The 23,208-nt window shown below is 55.7% G+C and carries 24 protein-coding genes; 7 read left to right on the forward strand and 17 right to left on the reverse strand.

The features are described from left to right. Nucleotides 1–166: 166 nt before the first annotated feature. Complete coding sequence (gene slyB / locus ELK40_RS09940; RefSeq protein ID WP_047348789.1) at nt 167–634, reverse strand: outer membrane lipoprotein SlyB; 468 nt, start codon at nt 632–634, stop codon at nt 167–169. A 254-nt stretch (nt 635–888) separates the two neighbouring features. Here slyB and anmK point away from each other — a divergent pair, with 254 nt between their 5' ends. The 5 genes from anmK to pdxY all read left to right on the forward strand — a co-directional run bounded on the left by anmK (nt 889) and on the right by pdxY (nt 5,471). Continuing rightward, nucleotides 889–2,013 (forward strand): anhydro-N-acetylmuramic acid kinase, encoded by a 1,125-nt coding sequence (anmK, locus tag ELK40_RS09945; protein WP_111965663.1) that lies wholly within the window; start codon nt 889–891, stop codon nt 2,011–2,013. 93 nt (nt 2,014–2,106) lie between these two features. Beyond that, complete coding sequence (gene mliC, locus ELK40_RS09950) at nt 2,107–2,430, forward strand: C-type lysozyme inhibitor (RefSeq protein ID WP_023335447.1); 324 nt, start codon at nt 2,107–2,109, stop codon at nt 2,428–2,430. A gap of 57 nt (nt 2,431–2,487) precedes the next feature. Further along, on the forward strand, nt 2,488–3,144 hold the full coding sequence (gene pdxH / locus ELK40_RS09955) for a pyridoxamine 5'-phosphate oxidase (protein WP_111965664.1): 657 nt from the start codon (nt 2,488–2,490) through the stop codon (nt 3,142–3,144). Between the two features lie 126 nt (nt 3,145–3,270). Next, on the forward strand, nt 3,271–4,545 hold the full coding sequence (tyrS, locus tag ELK40_RS09960) for a tyrosine--tRNA ligase (protein WP_080327312.1): 1,275 nt from the start codon (nt 3,271–3,273) through the stop codon (nt 4,543–4,545). A 65-nt stretch (nt 4,546–4,610) separates the two neighbouring features. Then, nucleotides 4,611–5,471: a pyridoxal kinase PdxY gene (gene pdxY, locus ELK40_RS09965; protein WP_115874868.1), complete on the forward strand. Its 861-nt coding sequence runs from the start codon at nt 4,611–4,613 to the stop codon at nt 5,469–5,471. 87 nt (nt 5,472–5,558) lie between these two features. Here the strand turns inward: pdxY and gstA are convergent, their stop codons facing one another. From gstA to blr, 12 genes are all read right to left on the reverse strand, one after another. Then, nucleotides 5,559–6,164, reverse strand: a complete 606-nt coding sequence (gstA, locus tag ELK40_RS09970) for a glutathione transferase GstA (RefSeq protein ID WP_127730539.1) — start codon at nt 6,162–6,164, stop codon at nt 5,559–5,561. 105 nt (nt 6,165–6,269) lie between these two features. After that, nucleotides 6,270–7,778, reverse strand: a complete 1,509-nt coding sequence (dtpA, locus tag ELK40_RS09975) for a dipeptide/tripeptide permease DtpA (protein WP_063409046.1) — start codon at nt 7,776–7,778, stop codon at nt 6,270–6,272. A gap of 591 nt (nt 7,779–8,369) precedes the next feature. After that, nucleotides 8,370–9,005 carry an endonuclease III gene (nth, locus tag ELK40_RS09985; RefSeq protein ID WP_008500570.1) on the reverse strand — a complete coding sequence of 212 codons (636 nt, stop codon included), beginning with the start codon at nt 9,003–9,005 and terminating at the stop codon, nt 8,370–8,372. Next, nucleotides 9,002–9,688 carry an electron transport complex subunit E gene (locus tag ELK40_RS09990; RefSeq protein WP_023617347.1) on the reverse strand — a complete coding sequence of 229 codons (687 nt, stop codon included), beginning with the start codon at nt 9,686–9,688 and terminating at the stop codon, nt 9,002–9,004. Before ELK40_RS09990 ends, nth begins: the two co-directional genes overlap by 4 nt. A gap of 2 nt (nt 9,689–9,690) precedes the next feature. Further along, complete coding sequence (rsxG, locus tag ELK40_RS09995; RefSeq protein ID WP_111965668.1) at nt 9,691–10,311, reverse strand: electron transport complex subunit RsxG; 621 nt, start codon at nt 10,309–10,311, stop codon at nt 9,691–9,693. 10 nt (nt 10,312–10,321) lie between these two features. Further along, nucleotides 10,322–11,374 carry an electron transport complex subunit RsxD gene (gene rsxD, locus ELK40_RS10000; RefSeq protein WP_111965669.1) on the reverse strand — a complete coding sequence of 351 codons (1,053 nt, stop codon included), beginning with the start codon at nt 11,372–11,374 and terminating at the stop codon, nt 10,322–10,324. Next, nucleotides 11,375–13,396, reverse strand: a complete 2,022-nt coding sequence (rsxC, locus tag ELK40_RS10005) for an electron transport complex subunit RsxC (RefSeq protein WP_115874870.1) — start codon at nt 13,394–13,396, stop codon at nt 11,375–11,377. After that, nucleotides 13,389–13,967 carry an electron transport complex subunit RsxB gene (gene rsxB / locus ELK40_RS10010; protein WP_115874871.1) on the reverse strand — a complete coding sequence of 193 codons (579 nt, stop codon included), beginning with the start codon at nt 13,965–13,967 and terminating at the stop codon, nt 13,389–13,391. Before rsxB ends, rsxC begins: the two co-directional genes overlap by 8 nt. Beyond that, nucleotides 13,967–14,548: an electron transport complex subunit RsxA gene (rsxA, locus tag ELK40_RS10015; RefSeq protein WP_063438368.1), complete on the reverse strand. Its 582-nt coding sequence runs from the start codon at nt 14,546–14,548 to the stop codon at nt 13,967–13,969. The genes rsxB and rsxA overlap by 1 nt, the downstream gene beginning before the upstream one ends. A gap of 76 nt (nt 14,549–14,624) precedes the next feature. After that, complete coding sequence (locus ELK40_RS10020; protein WP_115874872.1) at nt 14,625–15,065, reverse strand: DUF2569 domain-containing protein; 441 nt, start codon at nt 15,063–15,065, stop codon at nt 14,625–14,627. Between the two features lie 86 nt (nt 15,066–15,151). After that, nucleotides 15,152–15,367, reverse strand: a complete 216-nt coding sequence (gene ydgT, locus ELK40_RS10025) for a transcription modulator YdgT (protein ID WP_013096896.1) — start codon at nt 15,365–15,367, stop codon at nt 15,152–15,154. A 231-nt stretch (nt 15,368–15,598) separates the two neighbouring features. Further along, complete coding sequence (blr, locus tag ELK40_RS10030) at nt 15,599–15,724, reverse strand: division septum protein Blr (protein WP_168112406.1); 126 nt, start codon at nt 15,722–15,724, stop codon at nt 15,599–15,601. A 243-nt stretch (nt 15,725–15,967) separates the two neighbouring features. On the opposite strand from blr, the gene ELK40_RS10035 reads away from it, so the two are divergent. Then, the gene (locus tag ELK40_RS10035) at nt 15,968–17,008 is read left to right on the forward strand and encodes an oxidoreductase (protein ID WP_111965672.1); all 1,041 of its coding nucleotides are present in this window, start codon (nt 15,968–15,970) and stop codon (nt 17,006–17,008) included. Nucleotides 17,009–17,060: 52 nt separating this feature from the next. On the opposite strand, the gene add is transcribed toward ELK40_RS10035, so the two are convergent. The 3 genes from add to malX all read right to left on the reverse strand — a co-directional run bounded on the left by add (nt 17,061) and on the right by malX (nt 20,972). After that, nucleotides 17,061–18,062: an adenosine deaminase gene (add, locus tag ELK40_RS10040; protein WP_127730541.1), complete on the reverse strand. Its 1,002-nt coding sequence runs from the start codon at nt 18,060–18,062 to the stop codon at nt 17,061–17,063. A 96-nt stretch (nt 18,063–18,158) separates the two neighbouring features. Next, nucleotides 18,159–19,331, reverse strand: coding sequence for a MalY/PatB family protein (locus ELK40_RS10045; protein ID WP_127730543.1), 1,173 nt, complete (start codon nt 19,329–19,331; stop codon nt 18,159–18,161). Between the two features lie 48 nt (nt 19,332–19,379). Continuing rightward, nucleotides 19,380–20,972, reverse strand: a complete 1,593-nt coding sequence (gene malX, locus ELK40_RS10050; RefSeq protein WP_115874876.1) for a maltose/glucose-specific PTS transporter subunit IIBC — start codon at nt 20,970–20,972, stop codon at nt 19,380–19,382. A 178-nt stretch (nt 20,973–21,150) separates the two neighbouring features. On the opposite strand from malX, the gene ELK40_RS10055 reads away from it, so the two are divergent. Continuing rightward, the gene (locus tag ELK40_RS10055; RefSeq protein ID WP_115874877.1) at nt 21,151–22,179 is read left to right on the forward strand and encodes a Mal regulon transcriptional regulator MalI; all 1,029 of its coding nucleotides are present in this window, start codon (nt 21,151–21,153) and stop codon (nt 22,177–22,179) included. Nucleotides 22,180–22,339: 160 nt separating this feature from the next. On the opposite strand, the gene ELK40_RS10060 is transcribed toward ELK40_RS10055, so the two are convergent. Beyond that, nucleotides 22,340–23,113, reverse strand: a complete 774-nt coding sequence (locus ELK40_RS10060; RefSeq protein ID WP_115874878.1) for an abortive infection family protein — start codon at nt 23,111–23,113, stop codon at nt 22,340–22,342. Nucleotides 23,114–23,208 lie beyond the last annotated feature (95 nt).

The following is a 23,208-nucleotide window of genomic DNA, read 5'->3' on the forward strand; positions in this document are numbered from 1 at the left end:
GTGAGGTAATTGCGAGAGTTTAATCTATTAGCCTGCTAAATACTTTGCGCAAAAACAATATATGATGTGGTTAAAAATTGGTGGGGTGAATTTATTTTGTAAATATATTTGTGGGAGTGATATATATTGTAAATGGATGTGGTCCGATGACCACATCCATTTTTAATTAACGTGGAGAAACGGTCACCTGGCTTCCGTTGCTTGCCAGAACGACCCGCTGGCCTGCAGAGAAGCGAGTGTTGCCTTGTTTCTGGACAACCATGATAGTGCTGCCATCGTCTTTACGAATTTCCAGCTCTACGCCCTGAGTTTTGTTCATTGCGCCCTGAACGCCCTGGCCAGCTACACCACCTGCAACGGCGCCTGCGGCCGTCGCCAGCGAGCGGCCAGTGCCACCGCCGACGGTATTACCCAGGAAACCACCCAGGACGGCACCGCCGATTGCGCCCATCACGTTGTTTTCATCGCCACCCTGGATCTGCACAGGGCGTGCGTTAACAACGGTACCGTAAGTTACGTTCTGAACCTGTTTCGCTTCAGAAGCGCTGTAAACGTCGCCAGAGAGTGAACTGTCATTCACACAGCCAGCCAGAGTTAAACCAATCAGCGAAACGCCCAGTACACGTAAAATCATTTGAATCTCCTGTTCACCAAAAACGCCCGGTTGGGGCATCCGTTATGGCTAAATTATATGGCATAAGGAGCCATAGTTCATATCTTTGCACTAACAATAAGAAAATTGTACTTGAATTTGACTTAACGAGAGATAAACAGGAACCGCCCGCGTTACGCGTCTGACATTGTTAAAAAATATTATCGCCGGATGGCAAAGCTGCGCCGTTTATGGTTGAGTGGGTATCCTTAGCCCACGCAACGTAAGGAAAGCGCATGAAATCGGGTCGCTACATTGGTGTGATGTCAGGCACCAGTCTGGATGGGGTAGATGTCGTTCTGGCCGCCATTGACGAAAACATGGTGGCACAGCAGGCGAGCCTGACCTGGCCAATCCCCATTTCACTGAAAGAGGATATTCTGAGCATTTGTCAGGGGCAGCAGCTGACCCTCTCCCAGCTTGGACAGCTTGATGTTCGCCTGGGGGCGCTGTTTGCGGATGCGGTGTTGGCTTTAATGCAGAAAGAACATCTTCGCCCGCAGGATGTGGTGGCCATCGGGTGTCATGGACAAACGGTCTGGCATGAACCAGGAGGAGATGCCCCGCATACGCTGCAAATCGGTGATAACAACCAGATTGTGGCGAAGACGGGCGTGACGGTGGTTGGCGATTTCCGTCGTCGCGATATCGCCCTTGGCGGACAGGGCGCGCCGCTGGTGCCTGCGTTCCATCAGGCGCTACTGGCGCACCCTTCAGAACGTCGTATGGTGCTCAACATTGGTGGGATCGCCAATCTGTCGATGCTGATCCCGGGGCAGCCGGTGCGCGGCTACGATACCGGCCCGGGCAATATGCTGATGGATGCCTGGATCTGGCGTCAGTGCGGTCAACCTTATGATAAAAACGCGGAGTGGGCGAGCGAGGGTAAGGTGATTATCCCGCTGCTGCAGTCCATGCTGAGCGACCCTTATTTTGCCTTACCGGCACCGAAAAGTACGGGGCGTGAATACTTCAACTTTGGCTGGCTTGAGCGCCAGCTGGCGTCATTCCCGGCGCTTGCACCGCAGGATGTCCAGGCGACGCTTGCCGAGCTCACGGCCGTGTCGATTTCCGAACAGGTGCTCCTCAGCGGCGGATGCGAACGCCTGCTGGTGTGCGGCGGGGGAAGCCGTAACCCGCTGGTGATGGCGCGTCTTGCGGGGCTACTGCCGGGTACCGAAGTGTCTACGACCGATGAGGCTGGCATCAGCGGGGATGACATGGAGGCGCTGGCTTTCGCCTGGCTTGCCTGGCGCACCATTGCCGGGCTGCCGGGCAATTTGCCGTCGGTAACCGGTGCTCGCGAGGCGAGCGTTCTTGGGGCGATTTTCCCGGCGAATCCGCGTCATAATCAGAGTTAACTGAAATTCAGCGCGGTGCGTCGCCGTTAGAATGGAACGAAACAGGAGGGCGGACATGCCCTCCAGGACCAGGAAAGTCTTCGGAATACGCCCATGAAAAAACTTCTTCTTATTGCCGCTCCTTTGTTGCTGTCAGGATGCAGCGTCTACAACCAGCTCCTTGAGCGCATGCAGACCGATACGCTGGAGTATCGCTGCGACGAAAAACCGCTGACCGTGAAGCTGAACAATCCACGCCAGGAAGCCAGTTTTGTTTACGACAATAAATTGCTTACGCTGAAGCAGGGCATGTCAGCCTCAGGCGCCCGCTACACCGACGGTATCTATGTCTTCTGGTCGAAAGGCGACAGCGCCACGGTCTACAAACGCGACCGCATTGTGCTGAACAATTGCCAGCTTGAAAATCCGAAGCGTTGAGATTTTTACAGGGGCGGCGCACAATAGCGCCACCCACTCTCAATGTCAGCTAACGCCATGTCAGATAACGACGAACTGCAGCAAATTGCGCATCTGCGCCGTGAATACACCAAAGGCGGCCTGCGTCGCCAGGATCTTCCCGCTGAACCCCTCGTGCTTTTTGAACGCTGGCTGAAACAGGCCTGCGAAGCGAAGCTCGCCGACCCCACGGCCATGGTTGTCGCGACGGTGGATGAAAACGGTCAACCCTATCAGCGCATCGTATTGCTCAAGCATTATGACGAGAAAGGACTGGTGTTCTACACCAACCTTGGCAGCCGCAAAGCGCACCATCTGGAAAACAATCCGCGTATCAGCCTGCTGTTCCCGTGGCACATGCTGGAACGTCAGGTCATGGTGACCGGCAAAGCGGAACGTCTTTCGACGCTGGAAGTGGTGAAGTATTTCCACAGCCGCCCGCGTGACAGCCAGATTGGCGCCTGGGTATCAAAACAGTCGAGCCGCATTTCTGCCCGCGGCGTGCTGGAAAGTAAATTCCTGGAGCTGAAGCAGAAGTTCCAGCAGGGTGAAATCCCGCTGCCGAGCTTCTGGGGTGGTTTCCGCATCCCGATAGATCAGATTGAGTTCTGGCAGGGGGGCGAACATCGCCTGCACGACCGCTTTTTATACCAGCGCGAGAATGGCGGCTGGAAAATCGACAGACTGGCACCGTAATCCCCGAAATTTGTTGATTTAAGCGCTAGCGCACGCCGCGCTTGCGCTTTATTCTATGGGTCCTTTCGCATCAGGCGAAAAGTCGTGTACCGGCAAAGGTGCAGTCGTTTATACATGGAGAATTTGATGGCAAGCAGTAACTTGATTAAACAATTGCAAGAGCGGGGCCTCGTGGCCCAGGTGACGGACGAGGAAGCGTTAGCAGAGCGACTGGCGCAAGGCCCGATCGCGCTCTATTGCGGCTTCGATCCCACCGCTGACAGCTTGCATTTGGGGCATCTTGTTCCATTGTTATGCCTGAAACGCTTCCAGATGGCGGGCCATAAGCCTGTTGCCCTGGTGGGCGGCGCGACCGGTCTGATTGGTGACCCAAGCTTTAAAGCCGCTGAGCGTAAACTGAACACCGAAGATACCGTGCAGGAGTGGGTGGATAAGATCCGCAAACAGGTTGCGCCGTTCCTCGACTTCAACTGTGGTGATAACGCCGCGATTGCCGCCAACAACTACGACTGGTTTGGCAGCATGAACGTGCTGACCTTCCTGCGTGACATCGGCAAACACTTCTCTGTTAACCAGATGATTAACAAAGAGGCCGTGAAGCAGCGTCTGAACCGTGACGACCAGGGTATCTCCTTTACCGAGTTCTCCTACAACCTGCTGCAGGGGTATGACTTTGCCTGCCTGAACAAACTGCACGGCGTTTCCCTGCAGATTGGCGGTTCTGACCAGTGGGGCAACATCACCTCCGGTATCGATCTGACCCGTCGTCTGCACCAGAACCAGGTGTTTGGTCTGACCGTTCCGCTGATTACCAAAGCAGACGGCACCAAATTTGGTAAGACTGAGGGCGGCGCGGTATGGCTCGATCCGAAGAAAACCAGTCCGTACAAATTCTACCAGTTCTGGATCAACACGGCGGATGCCGATGTTTATCGCTTCCTGAAGTTCTTCACCTTCATGGATATCGCAGAGATCAACGCGCTGGAAGAAGAAGATAAGAACAGCGGTAAAGCGCCACGCGCGCAGTACGTGCTGGCGGATGAAGTGACCAAACTGGTTCACGGTGAAGAAGGTCTGGCCGCGGCAAAACGCATTACCGCTAGCCTGTTTAACGGCACCCTGAGCGATCTGAGCGAAGCGGACTTTGAACAGCTGGCGCAGGACGGCGTGCCAATGGTTGAGATGGAGAAAGGGGCTGACCTGATGCAGGCGCTGGTGGACTCTGAACTTCAGCCTTCCCGCGGTCAGGCGCGTAAAACCATCGCGTCTAACGCGATCACCATCAACGGTGAGAAACAGGCCGACCCGGAATACACCTTCGTTGACGGCGATCGTCTGTATGGCCGTTACACCCTGCTGCGTCGCGGCAAGAAAAACTACTGCCTTGTCTGCTGGAAGTAATTAACAGTCTCCAGGGGCGTGGGAAACCACGCCCTTTTGTTTTTTCAGGGTTTGGTAAGAAAATAATGAAGAACATCCTCGCCATTCAGTCCCACGTCGTTTTTGGACATGCTGGCAATAGCGCAGCGGAATTCCCGATGCGTCGCCTCGGCGCCAACGTCTGGCCCCTCAATACCGTCCAGTTTTCCAATCACACGCAGTACGGCAAATGGACCGGCTGCGTGATGCCGCCTTCGCACCTTACCGAGGTTGTGCAGGGCATTGCCGATATCGACCAGCTCAAGCGCTGTGATGCCGTACTGAGCGGTTATCTTGGTTCAGCGGAGCAGGGGGAGCATATCCTCGGCATCGTACGCCAGGTGAAAGCCGCAAATCCGTCGGCAAAATACTTCTGCGACCCGGTTATGGGTCATCCGGAAAAAGGCTGCATCGTGGCGCCAGGCGTTGCGGAGTTCCACGTCCGCCACGCTTTGCCCGCCAGCGATATCATTGCGCCAAACCTGGTAGAACTGGAGATCCTCTGCGAGCATCCGGTTAACAGCGTAGAAGAGGCAGTAACTGCATCTCGCGAGCTGATCGCGCAGGGGCCTGAGGTTGTGCTGGTAAAACATCTCGCACGCGCAGGGCTAAGTCAGGATCGCTTTGAGATGCTGCTGGTGACGAAAGACGATGCCTGGCACATCAGCCGTCCGCTGGTGGATTTTGGTAAACGCCAGCCGGTGGGCGTGGGGGATGTGACCAGCGGCCTGCTGCTGGTGAAATTACTTCAGGGGGCAACGCTGCGCGATGCGCTGGAGCATGTGACTGCGGCAGTATACGAAATTATGATGGCGACGAAAGAAATGCAGGAATATGAACTGCAGGTGGTCGCAGCACAGGATCGAATCGCGAAGCCGGAGCACTATTTCAGCGCAACCCAGCTTTAAACGATACCGGGTGGCGCTGCGCGTGAGGGGCTGTGAATTTTGTAGGCCGGGTAAGCGCAGCGCCACCCGGCAACAGAGGCCGCTCGGTTAGTTCAACCCTTCCGCTTTCAGCGCCGCAGCCACCGCAGGACGCTCTGCCACACGCTTCATATACGATGCAATGTGGTCTAACCCTTCCAGATTCAACTTAACCGCGCGCGCCCAGCGCAGCACGGTGAACAGATACGCATCGGCAATCGTGAAGCGCGACCCGCCAATCCACTGTTCGTCTTTCAGCGATTCGTTAACGTACTGCAGCTTTTTCTCCAGCAGGGCACGCAGGGTACGCTTAAACTCTTCCGGCGTATCCGGGCGGAACAGGGGGGTAAAGCCTTTGTGCAGCTCGGTGGCAATGTAGTTAAGCCACTCCAGCGTTTTATAGCGCGAAATGGTGCTGACCGGGGCCAGCAGCTGGCGATCGGGCACGCTATCGGCCAGGAACTGCATAATCGCCACGCCCTCGGTCAGCAGAGTACCGTCATCCAGCAGGAGCGCCGGAACTTGTCCTTTCGGGTTAATGGCAAGAAAGTCATCGCCATTTTCCAGGCGCTTTTTCATCAGATCAACGCCATCCAGCGTGAAATCTTTGCCGCTCTCGCGCAGGGTGATATGGGAAGCAAGAGAGCACGCGCCCGGTTTGTAGAACAGTTTCATCGGTAACTCCTTTTTGCTGAGGTTTCAGCTATGTTAGTGCGCGAACGGGCAAAAAAAAAGCCGCTAATGCATTAGCGGCTTCTGTTCAGTCGTTTCTCAATAATCTTACGCAGTAGCGGTTTTGGTCGCTTCAGCCGTCTTGTCGTCGTCCTGAGTCATACGATTCAGTTTCGGCGCGGTCAGCAGCATCAGCGCAGCGATCACCGCTGTCGCGATACCAATCTGCATGAACACGGTACCGTAGACGTTCAGGGAGACCAGTGGGTCAGTGACGTTTTCAGGCACAGCCATCAGGTTCGCAATTTTACCCGCAATGATTGCCGCACCGGCAGTGGTCAGGAACCAGCTACCCATAATGAAGCCCATCAGACGCTGCGGCACCAGCTGTGCAACCATCGCCAGACCCAGACCGGAGATCATCAGTTCGCCGATAGACTGCAGCGCGTAGCTCAGGATCAGCCAGTTAACGGAGACGATGCCTGCGTCAGTGGCAAACTTGGTACCCAGCGGCAGCACCAGGAACGCGCCTGAGCACAGTACCATACCGATTGCGAACTTGTGCGGCATTGGCAGACGGTCACCCATCTTGTTATAGATAGCGGCCAGAATCGGGCTACCAATCATGATCCAGAACGGGTTCAGCGCCTGATATTGCTCCGGCTCGAACGCGATGCCCAGAATAGAGTGCTCAACGTTACGAATGGCGAAGAAGTTCAGAGAGGTTGGCATCTGGCTGTACAGCACGAAGAAGATAATCGCTTCCAGCATCAGAATGAACGCCACAATCATCTTGCGGCGGGCAGCACCCTGCATGGCGAACGCTTCTTTTGCAAAGATAACCACGATACCCAGTGCAACCACGCCCAGAACGGCACGAGCGATACCCTGGTTGTGCAGTAGCCAGGTGGCGATTGCCGCGAGGACAACAACGCCCACGATAGTCGCCAGCAGTTTGCCCATGTGTACAGGCTCGAAGTCAGGTTTTGAACCGTAGTCTTTCACCCAGCTGCGGCAGAACAGGAAGTTCACAACGGTGATCAGCATACCCACGAAGCTCAGCGCAAACGCCACGCTCCAGCCGAATTTCGCGGCGAGCCATGGGGTTGCCAGCATCGAGAAGAATGAACCGATGTTGATGGACATGTAGTACATGGTAAATGCACCGTCCAGACGCGGGTCATCTTTGCTGTAGCAGGTAGAGAGCAGGGAAGACGGGTTCGCTTTGAACAGACCGTTACCCACGGCGATCGTCGCCATGCCCATATACACGACAGCGGCATCGTGCCCTGACCATGCCACCAGACCATAGCCAATTGCCAGTACAATAGCGCCCAGCATAATGACGCGCTTAGTACCCAGAACTTTATCACCCAGCCAGCCGCCGATAGCAACCAGACCATAGACAAGGGCACTGAAGGAGGAGAACAGCGTGATGGAATCAGCTTCAGACATACCCAGCTGTTTGACCAGGTAAACCGCCATGATCCCTTGCAGGCCGTAATAACCAAAACGCTCCCATAACTCGATAGAGAAGATGAGATAAAACGCTTTAGGCTGTTTAAAAGCGTTAAGACTCACGCTTTCATCTGTTGGTTTATTGTTTGCAGTAGACACATATACCTCTTTTTTTACATCCCATATTAACGGGGGTGTTCATAGCGTGATGGCCGTAGTCCATACGCCTTATAGTTATATTGGGAGGAGAAACGGCGGGTAATGTTCACTATCCTGCCCCATCTGGCAATACGTTTGTAATAATCTGTTACATATATCTGAAGTGGTATAATCGTCGGTTCATGCAAATGTTATTCAGCGTTAAATTTTATACGATGTGTAAAGGTAGTTTTTTCGACTGGCAGAGAGCCATCAGGACCGGTGTTTGGCGATATGTTCTGCTATTTGCAGCTTCTGGCAGTGATATAGCCCATATTCTGAAAAATAGATGGTCTTATCGTCGGCAAAAAAAGAAGAGTGTCTTGTCAGATAAAGGGTTTAGGTTGATTTTGACAACAAAAATACAACATGAAGTTATCAGGGTGATCGCGATCACAGATGTATAGAAATTTTTGGCTATGAAAAAACTATTAACCTGTTTGAGCGTTAAACAACCGAAGAAGTGACAGGTGAGGGTAAACGAAAGGCGGACAAATAGCGGGCAAAAGAAGGGCTTCTGGTAGCCCTTCTTTTGGTAAGGGATTGTGACATTCAGGGATACACTTTTTCTTTGTATTCGCAGAGATCTTCAATAATACAGGAGCCGCAGCGAGGCTTACGGGCAATACACGTGTAACGACCGTGCAGAATCAGCCAGTGATGGCAATCAACCTTAAACTCAGCCGGAACCACTTTAAGCAGCTTCTCTTCGACCTGCTCGACATTTTTCCCCGGCGCGAAGTTGGTCCGGTTAGAGACGCGAAATATATGCGTATCTACGGCAATCGTGGGCCAGCCAAACGCGGTGTTGAGCACCACGTTGGCAGTCTTACGCCCCACGCCCGGTAAGGCTTCCAGCGCGGCGCGATCTTCCGGCACTTCGCCTCCATGCTGTTCCAGCAGGATCCGGCAGGTCTTAATGACGTTCTCGGCTTTGCTGTTAAACAGGCCGATGGTTTTGATATACGACTTCACGCCTTCCACGCCCAGCTCCAGCATGGCCTTCGGCGTATTGGCGACCGGATAGAGCAGGGCGGTGGCTTTATTGACGCTCACGTCGGTAGCCTGTGCAGAGAGCAACACGGCGATCAGCAGCTCAAACGGGGAGGTAAAATTCAGCTCCGTCGTCGGGTGCGGGTTCTCGTCCCGCAGACGGGTCAGGATCGCAATCCGCTTTTCTTTATTCATGAAGCCTTCTCGGGTGTCCCTTCCAGAACGCTGCGCTCAGCCGCGCGGCGCTTACGTTTCTCATCAATCAGGTATTTTATCGCCAGCATCATGCCAAGGCCAATAAACGCGCCGGGCGGCAGCATCGCCAGCAGGAACGGCGTATCGGTGTGGAACACTTCAACGCGCAGGGCTTTGGCCCAGCCGCCCAGCAGGGCATCTGCGCCGTCGAACAGCGTACCGTTGCCGAGGATTTCACGCAGGGAGCCCAGCACGAACATGGCGCAGGTGGCGCCCATGCCTATGGAAAAACCGTCCAGCGCCGACATGGCGGGGCTATTTTTCACCGCGAACGCTTCCGCACGCCCAACGACGATACAGTTGGTGACGATAAGAGGAATAAAGATCCCGAGCGACTGGTACAGGCCGAACGCGTAGGCGTTAATCAGCATCTGAACAATACTGACCACCGACGCAATGATCATGACGTAAATCGGAATACGAATTTCCGACGGCGTCCAGCGTCGCAGGGCAGAGATGGAGAGGTTGGTCAGGGTCAATACCAGGGTGGTTGCCAGACCCAGACCGAGCGCGTTGGTGGCGGTGGACGTTACCGCCAGCAGTGGGCACATCCCCAGAAGCTGCACCAGCGCGGAGTTGTTCTTCCACAATCCCTGGACAATAACCTCTTTAACCTGGCTCATGATTACTCCTCACAGACCGGAAGATTGTTGATCTGCGCGGGCAGCGTTTCAGCGTACAGCCCGGCTCGTTTTACGGCGTTTACCACGGCGCGCGGCGTGATGGTCGCGCCGGTGAACTGGTCGAACTCGCCGCCGTCTTTCTTCACCGCAAACGCGGTGTCACCTTCGCCATGGATAACTTTCCCGGCGAAGTGCAAAATCCAGTCGCTCAGACGGGTTTCAATTTTGTCGCCAAGACCCGGCGTTTCATGATGTTCCGTCACGCGGGTGCCCAGGATGGTACCGGAGAAATCGCTGCCCACGAGCAGCTGAATGGCGCCGGAATAGCCGTCAGGCGCGGTCGCTTCCATCACCGCGCCGACCGGTTTATCCCCTTTGCGGGCGATAAAGAGGCGGTGCGGGCCTTTCCCAAGCTGCGGCGCGTCTACCACAAAGCAGCTTTTTTGCAGGTCATTATCGTAGAAATCGGACGGGATCACCTGATCGAACAGCGCCTTTTGCTGCTTCGAGGCCTGTTCTTCGATGGTCGTTTTGGTCAGCGCATTAACCAGTGCCGTTAGCCCCGTCAGGACCGCGGCGAAGACAGCCAGCGTGACGCCGTGTTTTTGCATCGTTTTTAACATGGCGAAACCCCTAGCGATGGCCATACACGCGAGGGCGCGTGTAGTAGTCGATGAGCGGAACGGTAATGTTGGCAAGCAGGACGGCAAAGGCCACACCGTCCGGATACCCGCCAAAGCTGCGGATGAGCCAGACCAGCAGGCCCGCCAGCGCGCCGAAGATCAGGCGGCCGCGGTTAGTCGTTGACGCCGTCACCGGATCCGTCAGGATAAAGAAGGCTCCTAACATGGTGGCACCGGAGAGCAAATGCATCTGCGGGCTGGCCAGTGATTCAGGAGAAAAGACCCATCCCAGCGTGGCGCACACCGCCAGCGTCACGAGGAAGCTGACCGGAATATGCCAGCGGATGGCTTTCTGCTGCAGCAGGAACAGGCCGCCCAGCAGATACGCCAGGTTGACCCACTGCCAGCCCGCGCCCGCCAGCATGCCGCTGTAGATCGCGGATTTCATGATCTGCTCAACGCTGTGCCCGGCATGCAGGGATGTTTTAAAGGTATCGAGAGGCGTCGCCTGGCTGATACCGTCTACGCCCATGCGCAGCGCGTTCATATCCGCACCGAGTGCCGTATGGCCGGTAAAGATGACGTGCAGGGCATCCATAAAGCCCGGAACCGTGGCCGCAATCTCGTGCGGTGGCAGCCAGCTGGTCATCTGCACCGGGAAGGAGATCAGCAGCACCACGTAGCCAATCATCGCCGGGTTAAACGGGTTATGACCGAGCCCGCCGTACAGCTGTTTGGCAATGATCACCGCAAACACGGTGCCGAGCACTACCATCCACCACGGGGCAAACGGCGGAATACTGATGGCGAGAAGCAGGCCGGTCAGCAGCGCGGAGTTGTCGGCAAGAATGCGGGAGACAGCCGCCTTGCGCAGCTTAAGGACAAGCGCTTCCGCCGCTAAGGCGCTGGCACAGCCCAGGATTATCTGGAACAGGGTTCCCCAGCCGAAAAACCAGCACTGAGCGGCAATGCCCGGCAGCGCCGCCAGGCAGACCAGCATCATAATGCGCGACGTCTGGCGCTGATTGTGGGTGTAAGGGGAGCTTGCGATTCTGAAAACCATTTAATCCTCGTTAACTGCTTGCTGTGCGGCTTTCTTCGCCTGAACGCGCGCGATGGCGGCGGCCACGGCGGCTTTGCGCGGGTCATCGTTGGCGGCCTGCGGTTGTTCATCCTGCTGCGCCGCTTTGCGCGCTTTAGCGCGGGCAATCGCTGCTTCGACTGCGGCTTTACGCGGGTCGACCGGTGCTTCTGTTTCTGCAGCTGGCGTCTGCTGCGCCGCCTTGCGCGCTTTGGCCCGGGCAATCGCCGCTTCGACGGCCGCTTTGCGAGGGTCGACCGCTTCCTGCTCAACCACCACGTTCTGCTCGCCGGCTTTGCGCGCTTTGGCGCGGGCTATTGCTGCTTCAACTGCGGCTTTGCGCGGGTCAACCTCGGCATCCGTCTGGACCGTTTGCGCTTTTTCAGCCTGACGAGCGCGAGCCTGGGCTTTGCGAGCTTCACGCGCCGCGATGGCTTCACTGTTGTCAGGCTTCTCGCCAGCCGGGATCACCACAGGTTGCGCCGCTGTCGCTTTTTTCTCACGAACGCGCGCCAGTGCGGCGTTAATGGCATCCTGATCTTTCTCGCCGGGCTGAACCGCGGCCTGCTTATGGCGCTCCTGACGGGCGATTTTTTCGCGCTCCAGTCGCGCCTGGCGCGCTTCGAAACGTGCCTTAGCTTCCGCGGCGCGTTTTTCTTCCATGGAGATAGCATAAATCTCAGCCTTCTCCTGGCGGAAATACTGCACCAGCGGGATGTTGCTTGGGCAGACCCAGGCGCAGGCGCCGCATTCGATGCAGTCGGCCAGGTTATGGGCTTTTGCCTTGTCGTGCAGCTGCCCTTTGCTGTACCAGTACAGCTGCTGCGGCAGCAGATCCGCCGGGCAGGCATCGGCGCAGGCGCTGCAGCGGATGCAGCCTTTCTCTTCCTGCTCTTCGCCCATCTCGGTCGGGGAAGGGGCGAGCAGACAGTTGGTAATTTTCACTACAGGCACATCGAGCCACGGCAGGGTAAAGCCCATCAGCGGGCCTCCCATGATCACCATCTGGTCGCTGCCCGGGCAAAACTCAGCCTGCTCCAGCAGGTGACGCACCGGCGTACCCAGACGTGCCCAGACGTTGCCCGGACGAGAGACCGATTCCCCGGTCAGCGTTACCACGCGCTCGGTCAGCGGCTCGCCGTCGATCACCGCGCGCTTCACGGCGTACGCGGTGCCGACGTTCTGCATCAGCACGCCGATATCCGAAGAGCGTCCGCCGTGCGGCACCTGCTTACCGGTAAGGATTTGCGTCAGCTGTTTAGCACCGCCAGAGGGGTACTTGGTCGGGATGACGCGCAGGCTGATATCGTGGCTACCGGCCAGCACGGCGCGCAGCATCGAGATAGCCTGAGGTTTATTGTCTTCGATACCGATCAGCACTTCCCGCGGCTGCAGAATGTGCGCCAGGATGCGGATGCCTTCCACCACCTGGGCGGCGCAGTCCTGCATCAGACGATCGTCAGCGGTAATGTACGGTTCGCATTCGGCGGCGTTGATAATCAGCGTCTGAATATTATCGCCACCGCCGCGCAGCTTGACGCCTGTCGGGAAGCCTGCGCCGCCGAGGCCGGCAACGCCGAACTGATGAATACGTTCGATGAGTGCTTCGCGGCTCTGGCTGCGGTAATCGCTCCAGCCATCACGGTCGATCCAGCGGTCTTCACCGTCGGCTTCAATAAACACGCTCAGCTCTGAAAGCGCTGACGGATGGGCCACCGTATGGGGTGCGATGGCGACCACCTTACCGGAGGTGGGAGCGTGCACCGGCAGCATACGTCCGCGACCAAAGGTCAGCGGCTGACCGCGAAGGACCGTATCGCCTTCTTTGACGCACAGCTCACCTTCAGCACCGATGTGCTGCTTGAGCGGTATAACGAAACGGGTCGCCAGCGGAATTTGGCGCAGCGGCGTGCCGTTAGACTGGGTTTTCATCTCCGGTGGGTGAATACCCCCGTCAAAATCCCAAATCTTCTCTTTTCTGAAAGCAGAAAATAACTTAAGCATGTTGTTCCACAGGAATATTGCGAACCGGAATGGTTTGAAGATCCCACTTCCAGCTTTCGGTAGTCGTTTCAACCGGGCGCAGCTCGATACATTGCGTCGGGCAGGGTGCTACGCAGAGGTTACAGCCGGTGCACAGGTCCGCCACCACGGTGTGCATGGCGCGCGTTGCGCCAACAATGGCGTCGACCGGGCAGGCCTGAATACATTTGGTGCAGCCGATGCAGTTCGCTTCGTCGATCAGGGCCAGCGCGCGGACCGGCTCCTGCACCTCCGCATCGCCGTCAACGGGCTGCGGATCAACGTTAAGCAGGGCCGCAATTTTCAACATCACCGCTTCGCCGCCGGGCGCACAGCGGTTAATTTTTTCACCCTGAATGCCTACCGCTTCCGCGTAGGGACGGCAGCCAGGGTAGCCGCACTGCCCGCACTGGCTTTGCGGCAGGAGTTCATCAATTTTCTCAACAACAGGATCGTCCTCTACCGCGAAGCGGCGGGAGGCGTAACCCAGGATAAGGCCAAACACCAACCCCAGAACGCTAATAGAGGCGATGGCAATCCAGATAGCACTCATTACAACTTCACCAGACCACTAAAGCCCATAAAGGCCAGAGACATTAAACCTGCGGTCACCAGCGCAATCGCGTTACCGCGGAAGGGGGCGGGGATATCCGCTGCCGCCAGACGCTCGCGAATCGACGCGAACAGAACCATAACAAATGAGAAACCGACTGCAGCGGAAAAACCGTACAGCGCCGACTGCATAAAGTTATGGCCAAGGTTGATATTCAGCAGCGCCACGCCGAGAACGGCGCAGTTGGTAGTGATCAGCGGCAGGAAGATACCCAGCAGGCGATAGAGCGCCGGGCTGGTTTTGCGCACCACCATTTCGGTAAATTGCACTACCACCGCGATAACCAGAATAAAGGCCAGCGTCCGGAGATAGGTTAACCCCAGCGGAATGAGGATCCAGGTATCAATCCACCACGCGCAGATGGACGCCAGCGTCATGACGAAGGTCGTCGCCAGCCCCATGCCCATTGCCGTTTCCAGCTTTTTGGAAACGCCCATAAACGGACACAGGCCAAGGAACTTCACCAGAACGAAGTTGTTAACCAGCACGGTGCCGACAAAGAGCAGTAAGTAATCGGTCATTATTTAGCCTGAAATAAAAAAGCCGCCTATTATCGGACAAACACACGCAGGCGACAACAGGTTATCTGTAGGGTTATTACGGGTTCACGAAGGTGTTTTTCACCCGTGTCGAACGCTTGAAGTAGGGTACCAGCAGCGCCGCGGCCAGCAACGGGAAAAGCAGCTGACGAACGGCCAGCGCGTCTGAAACGGGCGAAAAAGCAAATGCCTTCACCGCCAGCAGGACCGAAACCAGCAGCCAGATAATGTAGTGCTTAGGCACATTCTTACGGCGCTTAAAGAAGGCGATGGTCAGCCACAGCGTGTAGTACCACATCCCGATCGCGAAAACGAATGACACAAACCACAAAGCAATATTCAGCACGTTTTGCGACATCAGGGTCTGGATGGCGTGAGGGGTAATCAGTGCGGTTGTATAAAGCAGCAGCGCAAGTGATGCGCTTAATAAGGCAACCAGCAGCCATGCCAGTGGGGCGATTAACCAGCCTCCAATGCGTTCTCCAGGCGTTGCGGTCATGAACTCTCCCATAATCTGCGCGAAATGTTTTACAGCCAGTTGGCAGGGCGGAGAGTATATAACATTTCGCGCGGATGGCTACTTTCTTATAAAACGTAGCGCCATACGGACTTAGGCACTTCACCCACGTTGAACAAACGACCGCCGGAAACCAGCTCCGCACGGCGATGGTCAGCGGCACGATACATATTAATGATGTCCTGATTATCAGACAGGGTGTAGTTCAGATGGTCAAACAGTTTTTCCAGGCTCTCAAGCGAATTGATCTTGCGAAATTTTAATAAATAGTCCTGAACTGTCATATTAATAAGTTTCCATATAAAAGTGAGTAATACCAGTTAAGGTAATTCGTTCGAATAATAAACGGATTAATAAAGACGTAAACAGCCCACTCAGGTAACGCGACGAAATTAGGAGTTTTCTTTGCTGAAATTCAGGCATCAGACGATGCCTGGAAGAGAAGGTTAACCGTGTTCACCAGGGCTGGCAATAAGTAACTGACATATTATGTCACTCTTTATTGCGGTAACCGGTTACTTGGGTTGGGCGACTGTGACAGGCTCCGGCGGCTGGTAGTTATCGATATGGCTGGCAACACCCAGCAAAATGACCGAAACCCCAAGGACAATCCATCCCGCTAATTCAATGATTCGATTAATAATTGACGTCATGATTCGTAGTTGTACTTTATCCTTAAATACAGAGTGCAAATGTTACAGCGACGTTTCCCCGGCCGCAAGCGCTTTGGGAACGGTTCCCTTAAACAAAATCAGTAGGTTAATACTATGTAACAAAAACAACCCGTACGACCTGCTATTTTAAGTCATATGGCACATTATTAATCTGTGGTAATGCCAGGCTAGCCAGTGTGAAATAAGAACGTCATAAAAGAGGATGGCACTATGAGTGATAATATCCGCGTTGGGCTTATCGGCTACGGGTATGCAAGCAAAACGTTTCATGCGCCTCTGATAGCCGGGACGCCGGGAATGGCGCTGGCAGCGGTATCCAGCAGCGATGCCGCTAAAGTCCATACAGACTGGCCTTCCGTGCCGGTTGTCTCTGAGCCAAAACACCTTTTCAACGATCCGAATATTGATTTAATCGTTATCCCCACGCCGAACGACACCCACTTTCCACTGGCAAAGGCCGCGCTGGAAGCCGGCAAGCACGTGGTTGTCGATAAGCCCTTTACCGTTACGTTGTCTCAGGCGCGCGAGCTGGATGCGCTGGCAAAGAGTCTGGGCAGGTTGCTGTCGGTGTTCCATAACCGCCGCTGGGACAGCGACTTTTTAACGGTAAAAAGGCTTCTCAGTGAGGGCACATTAGGGGAGATCCTCTTTTTTGAATCGCACTTTGACCGCTTCCGTCCGCAGGTACGAAACCGCTGGCGCGAGCAGGCCGGTCCGGGCAGCGGCATCTGGTACGATTTAGCCCCGCATCTGCTGGATCAGGCCGTCAATCTTTTTGGTCTGCCGGTGAGCATGACGGTCGATCTGGCCCAGCTCAGGCCCGGAGCACAGACGACCGATTACTTCCACGCGGTGCTGAGTTACCCGCAGCGGCGGATTGTGCTCCACGGTACGATGGTCGCGGCCGCGGAATCGGCCCGCTATATTATGCACGGCACGCGCGGGAGCTACGTGAAGTTTGGTCTCGATCCGCAGGAAGACCGGCTGAAAAGCGGTGAACGTTTACCGCAGGAAGACTGGGGCTATGATATGCGCGACGGCGTAGTGACGCGGGTGGAAGGCGAGGAGCTGGTCGAGGAGACCTTTCTGACGATACCGGGTAACTATCCGGCCTATTATGCGGGCATCCGCGATGCGCTGAACGGTACGGGCGAAAATCCGGTTCCGGCCAGCCAGGCGATACAGATTATGGAGCTGATTGAGCTGGGTATTGAATCTGCCAAACATCGCGCGACGCTCTGTCTGGCATAATTTTAAATATTTTAGTAGGCCGGGTAAGCGTTAGCGCCACCCGGCAGCGGAGTTAACCGCGAGCCACTTTATCTTTCAGCGCCTGCTTCTCTGCAGGCGTCAGGAAGGCACTCTCCAGCCCGTTGATCTGCGCCTGACGGATCTGCTCGCGGCTCAGACCCGCCTGCGGTGCGGCGATGTTGTACTCATGGATGATATCCACGCCCTGTACCGCCGGATCGTCAGTGTTCAGAGAGGCCAGCACGCCGTGCTCAAGGAACGTTTTCAGCGGGTGCTGCGCCAGCGTTGCCACGGTGCTGGTCTGAATGTTAGACGTCAGGCACGACTCAATCCCGATACGCTGCTCCGCCAGGAAATCCATCAGCGCGCGATCTTCGACCGCCTTCACGCCGTGACCGATACGCTCGGCGCCCAGCTCGCGGATGGCCTGCCAGATGCTTTCCGGGCCAGCCGCTTCGCCCGCATGCACGGTAATGTGCCAGCCGGCATCGCGCGCGCGGTTGAAGTGGGAGAGGAACAGGCTGCCCGGGAAGCCCAGTTCGTCACCGGCGAGATCTACGGCGGTGATGGCATCGCGATGGGCCAGCAGCGCCTCCAGCTCCTGCAGGCAGGCGGCTTCACCGAACGTACGGCTCATGATGCCGATCAGACGGGCCTGAACGTCGAAGGTTTTACACCCTTCGCGCACGCCTTCAATGACGGCTTCCACGACGCCTGCAACGGGCAGGCTGTGGGTCATTGCCATATAGCCCGGCGAGAAGCGCAGCTCGACGTAGTGCAGGCCGTTGCGGGCGGCATCTTCGATGTTCTCAAACGCCACGCGGCGGCAGGCCTCCAGCGACGCCAGCATCTTCACACCCCAGTCGAGTTTGCTCAGGAAGCTGACCAGGTCCGGTTCATTAGAGGTCACCTGTACGTGAGGGATCAGGGACTCAAGGGTCTGAGCAGGAAGCGTTAAATTGAACTGGCGGCCAAGATCGAGGATGGTTTGGGCACGAATGTTACCGTCAAGGTGACGATGAATATCAGTTAAAGGCAGGCGTGTATCAATCATGGTCGCACTCTTTTCTGGTTAAAGTGCGCCATATTATAAAAACAAAACGGGGTAAAAAGCTATTTGCGCAAGGGAATATTCCGTTGCGCAAATTGATTACAGGAGCGTATTAATCCCGGCAATCAGGCGTTGAACCCCTTGCTCAAGCTTGCTTCGCGGGCAGCCCGCATTCAGGCGTACGAAGCCATTTCCCTCTATTCCATAGGTATATCCCGGCATGATGGCGACCTTTTGCTGCTCGATCAGCACTTTTTGCAGCGCCCGATCGTCAATGTTCAGCGGGCGCAGATCGATCCAGGCCAGATAGGTCGCTTCCGGCGGCTGCCAGTTCAGTTTCGGAAAAGCGTGGTTTACTTCCTGCGCGATATACGACAAATTTGCTTCGAGATAACCCCGCAGGGCATCCAGCCACGGCTCCCCCTGCTGATAGGCGGCGATATGCGCCGTCAGCGCCAGCACGGAAGGGGAAGAGAGTCCGTCCCGTCCTTTTAGCGCGCTGAGATAACCGTTACGGCTCTCTTCATCGCCAATCAAGCCGTAAGCGCCCGTAAGAGCTGGAATATTAAAGCTTTTCGAGCCGGAAGTGAGAAGCGCCCATTTCCAGCGCGCCACCGCGATCCACGGCGTGTGACGATGCTCTCCCCACACCATATCCATATGAATTTCATCGCTGATCACCGCCACGTCATAGCGTGCGCACAGTTCCGCCATGTGCGTCAGCTCATCCCGCGTCCAGACCTTGCCGGTCGGATTCTGCGGACTGCACAGCAGCAAAATTTTGTTTTCCGGTTTCGCAAGCGCCGCTTCGAGGGCCGCCATATTGCCCTGCCAGCCTGCTGCCTGCTTTTCCATCTCAACCGCCACAACACGACGCGCGTTACCCTCTATGGCCTTATAAAACGCATCGTATGCCGGGGTGTGTATCACCACGCCGTCGCCGGGGTTTGACCAGAGACGTATCAGTTCAGAGACCATGTAGATGACGGAGGGGCCATAAACCACGGTTTCGGTATCAATCCGGCTGTTAAAACGCTGCTGGAACCAGTGCGCGACGGCGGCGAGAAATTCGTCGTTTTTCCAGCGGCTGTAACCGAACACGCCGTGTTGAATGCGCTGATGCAGCGCGTCGGTAATGCAGGGGGCGGTGGCGAAATCCATATCCGAGATGGTGAAGGGCAGCAGATCCGCCGCCCCAAAGCGGTCGGCGACGTAGTCCCACTGCGTACACCAGGTGCCGTGTCGATCCACGACGGTGGAGAAATCAAACATGCTTTAATCCTTAACGTAAAACCCCCTCATGGAGAGGGGGCCGAGGCATCAGGCTTCTACTGTTCGCATCAGGGTAGCCAGCTCATCTTTGACTGACTGTACCTGCGGGCCGATAACCACCTGCAAATTGTGCTGATTTAACTGTACCACGCCGATGGCCCGGTTGGCTTTCAGGGCGTTGGTGTCCACTTTTGACATATCCGCCACCGACAAACGCAGGCGGGTAATGCAGTTATCCAGCGAGGTAATGTTATCCGCACCGCCCAGCGCTGCCAGAATTGCCGGGGTGTTATAGCCGGATTTGCCCACGGTACCGGCTACCGCCTGCTCAACGCTGGTGGCCGTATCGGTATCGCGGCCTGGCGTTTTCAGGTTAAAGCGGGTGATGGCGAAGCGGAAGATGCCGTAGTACACCACGAACCAGATCGCCGCCACGACCGGCACCAGATACCACTTGGTGGAGAGGCCGTGCAGGATCCCGAACACTACGAAGTCAATCACGTTGCCGTCGGTGTTGCCGATGGTAACGCCCAGCACCGCCATCACGGTAAAGCCCAGACCGGTCAGCACAGCGTGAATCAGATACAGCACCGGCGCAACGAAGAGGAACAGGAACTCGATTGGCTCGGTGGTACCGCCCACGACGCAGGCGATCACGCCGGAAATCAGCAGGCCTTTAATTTTATGACGGTTTTCCGGGCGCGCGCAGTGGTACATCGCCAGCGCGGCACCCGGCAGGCCGCCGAGGAAGGCTGGCATTTTACCCTGAGACAGGAAGCGGGTTGCGCTTTCGGAGAAGCCGTGGGTGGTCGGGCAGCTCAGCTGCGCCTGGAAGATGGTCAGCGCGCCGCTTACATCGTGACCGCACACCTCCATGGTGCCGCCCGCTTCGGTGAAGCGAATCAGAGCCACCAGGATATGCTGCAGGCCAAACGGCAGGAGCAGACGCTCGCCGGTGCCGAAGATCATCGGACCAAACTCTCCCGCGCCGTTGATGATGCGGCCAATACCGTTAATGCCCATCGCAAAGACCGGCCAGATCAGCGGAATGATCAAACCAAACAGACCCATGACCACCAGGGTCACAATCGGCACAAAGCGGGTACCGCCGAAGAAGGCCAGGGCATCCGGCAGACGAATATTGTGGAAGCGCTCGTGCAGCATCCAGATAATCACGCCCGCGATCACTGCACCGAGGATCCCGGTATCAATAGACTGGATACCGATCACGCTCTGAATGTTGTTAGCTTTCAGCACGGCAGCGTCGGTGGTCGGCAGAATGCCTTTCGCGGTCAGCCAGAAGTTAACCGCCAGGTTCATCACCGCGTAACCCACAAAACCGGCAAACGCCGCGACGCCTTTGTTCTCGCGGGCCAGGCCCAGCGGGATAGCGATACAGAACATCACGGGAAGGAAACTAAATGCAAAGGAGCCGACTTTACTCATCCAGATAAAGATCGCCTGCAGCACGGGGGTGCCGAGGAACGGGATCAGCGTAATGACGTCTTTACTGCTGAGTGAACTGCCGATCCCCAGCATAATCCCGCAGAACGAGAGAAGTGCCACGGGCAGCATAAAGGTTTTACCCAGTTGCTGGAAAAATTCCCACAGCGATATTTTTTGTGCTGCTTTCGCCGTCATAAAACGACTCCTTTATTGTTAAAATCAGTTTGTCTGCCTCAATGCTGCGAGAAGATAAAACGTTTTATCAAAGTTTAGTGCGCGCTAAATCACATTCTCAGGCTTTGACTGGTAGTATAAAGATAACGTATTGATAAAACGTTTTACCGATCTCATTTTCAGGGAGTCACGCCAACACATGGCCGTAGCGAAAAAAGTCACCATCAACGATGTCGCGCTGGCGGCGGGGGTTTCCGTCAGCACCGTTTCTCTGGTACTGAGCGGAAAAGGGCGCATCTCTCCCGCGACCGGTCAGCGGGTGAACGAGGCGGTTGAACAGTTGGGCTTTGTGCGTAACCGCCAGGCGTCGGCGCTGCGCGGGGGGCAAAGCGGGGTGATTGGCCTGATCGTTCGTGACCTGACGTCACCGTTCTATGCGGAGTTGACGGCCGGGTTAACCGAAGCGCTTGAAGCGCAGGGGCGGATGGTCTTTCTGCTTCACGGCGGCCGCGAAGCCGATCAGCTGCTTTCCCGGCTCGATATGCTGTTGAACCAGGGGGTGGACGGGGTGATCGTCGCAGGGGCGTCGGGCGTGGGCAGCGAGCTGTGCGAGCGTGCCGCCGAAAAAGGCGTGCCGCTGGTGTTTGCCTCGCGCGCCAGCTACCTCGACGAAGCCGATACGCTGCGTCCGGATAACATGCAGGCCGCGCAAATGCTGACCGAGCATCTTATTCGTCGCGGTCATCAGCGCATTGCCTGGCTGGGCGGGAAAAGCTCGTCCCTGACCCGCGCCGAGCGGGTCGGCGGCTACTGTGCGACGCTGATTAAATACGGCCTGCCGTTCCACAGCGAGTGGGTCGTGGAGTGTGAGTCCAGCCAGAAGATGGCGGCGGAAGCGATAGGCGCGCTGCTGCGAAGCAGCCCGACGATCAGCGCCGTGATTTGCTATAACGATGTGATCGCTATGGGGGCCTGGTTTGGCCTGATCCGCGCCGGGCGTCAGAGCGGCGAGGGCGGGGTGGAAACCTTCTTCGGCCACCAGGTGGCGCTGGGGGCGTTCGCCGACGTCGGTGAAAACGCGCTGGACGATCTGCCGATCGTCTGGGCCACTACCCCCGCGCGGGAGATGGGTTACACCCTGGCGGACAGAATCATGCAGCGTATCGAAAATACGGATGTGCAGGCCGGGCACCAGATTGTGGCGGCGCGCCTGGTGCCGGTGAAATAATGTCGCCCGGCGGCGCTGCGTTTGCACGGGCCTTCAAGGGCCCGGAATCGTAGGCCGGGTAAGGCGTAGCCGCCACCCGGCTAAAATATCACCGACACTAAACTTCCCGGGCATTTCAATACAGGAATATATAAATGCATGTTTTATATTCCATTAACCATCAACCTTGGTACTGGTCGTTCGATACTTTTTGCCACGTCTGAATCAAAAAAACAGCCATGCTTCCGGCCAGGTTAACAGCTAAAAGAGCGTGCCTATCTGCTGGTTTAGGTGGTTTTTTACCTATCCCATGCGCATCACCATATTTATTTCTCAGCGTGCCGAGACCATTAACAACTGATGAGCATCCTTTCAGTATTTGCTTAAAGATCTGCTCTCCATGCTGGTCAGGGGCTAAATTTAGCTCTTTGGAAGTTAGTTTATACAATTCACTCATGTCAAAATTACGGTCATAAGGAATTTTTAAGTCATCGAGTATATGTTTACATACAGTTTCAACTAAGGTTCTGGCGGAAGTGATAGCTCCTTCTGGGTCTGAGTTCCTGCGTTCTAAAGCCTTCGTCCAAGCCTCATTTACCCCCCGTTCGTCGTAACTCCTCAAACCATCAGTGATATGAATATCTATTGGTGTTGTATTGACCCCTTCGAAAAAATCAAAAAGAGGGGTGAATTCAGTTGAAATGAAATTTTCGCGTTCTCTATAGGATGAGTATGCTGGCTGTATGAATCCCCAAAACTGTTTAAGAGTTCTGCATTCTCTAACAAAAGCTGGGAGAAGGGATTTTAGTGCGGAATTTTGAACGAAGTGAGACCTGAGAGAGATGAAACATTCACTATTATCCCGAGGCCCACCGCGAGCAACATCAATTAGCAAATTTTCCAGGTGTCTGGCGCGTTCTTCATCAGACGTAAACTCATTCAGAAAATCATCCATCGATTTATTCCTTTTTACTTATGACTGAAATGTAATGCTGGAAATTAAAAATGCTCATCATTTTTCAAGTATGAAAAACGAAGTATTCCATATCT

The organism is Enterobacter sp. N18-03635 (assembly GCF_004006055.1).
Lineage (GTDB): Bacteria > Pseudomonadota > Gammaproteobacteria > Enterobacterales > Enterobacteriaceae > Enterobacter > Enterobacter vonholyi.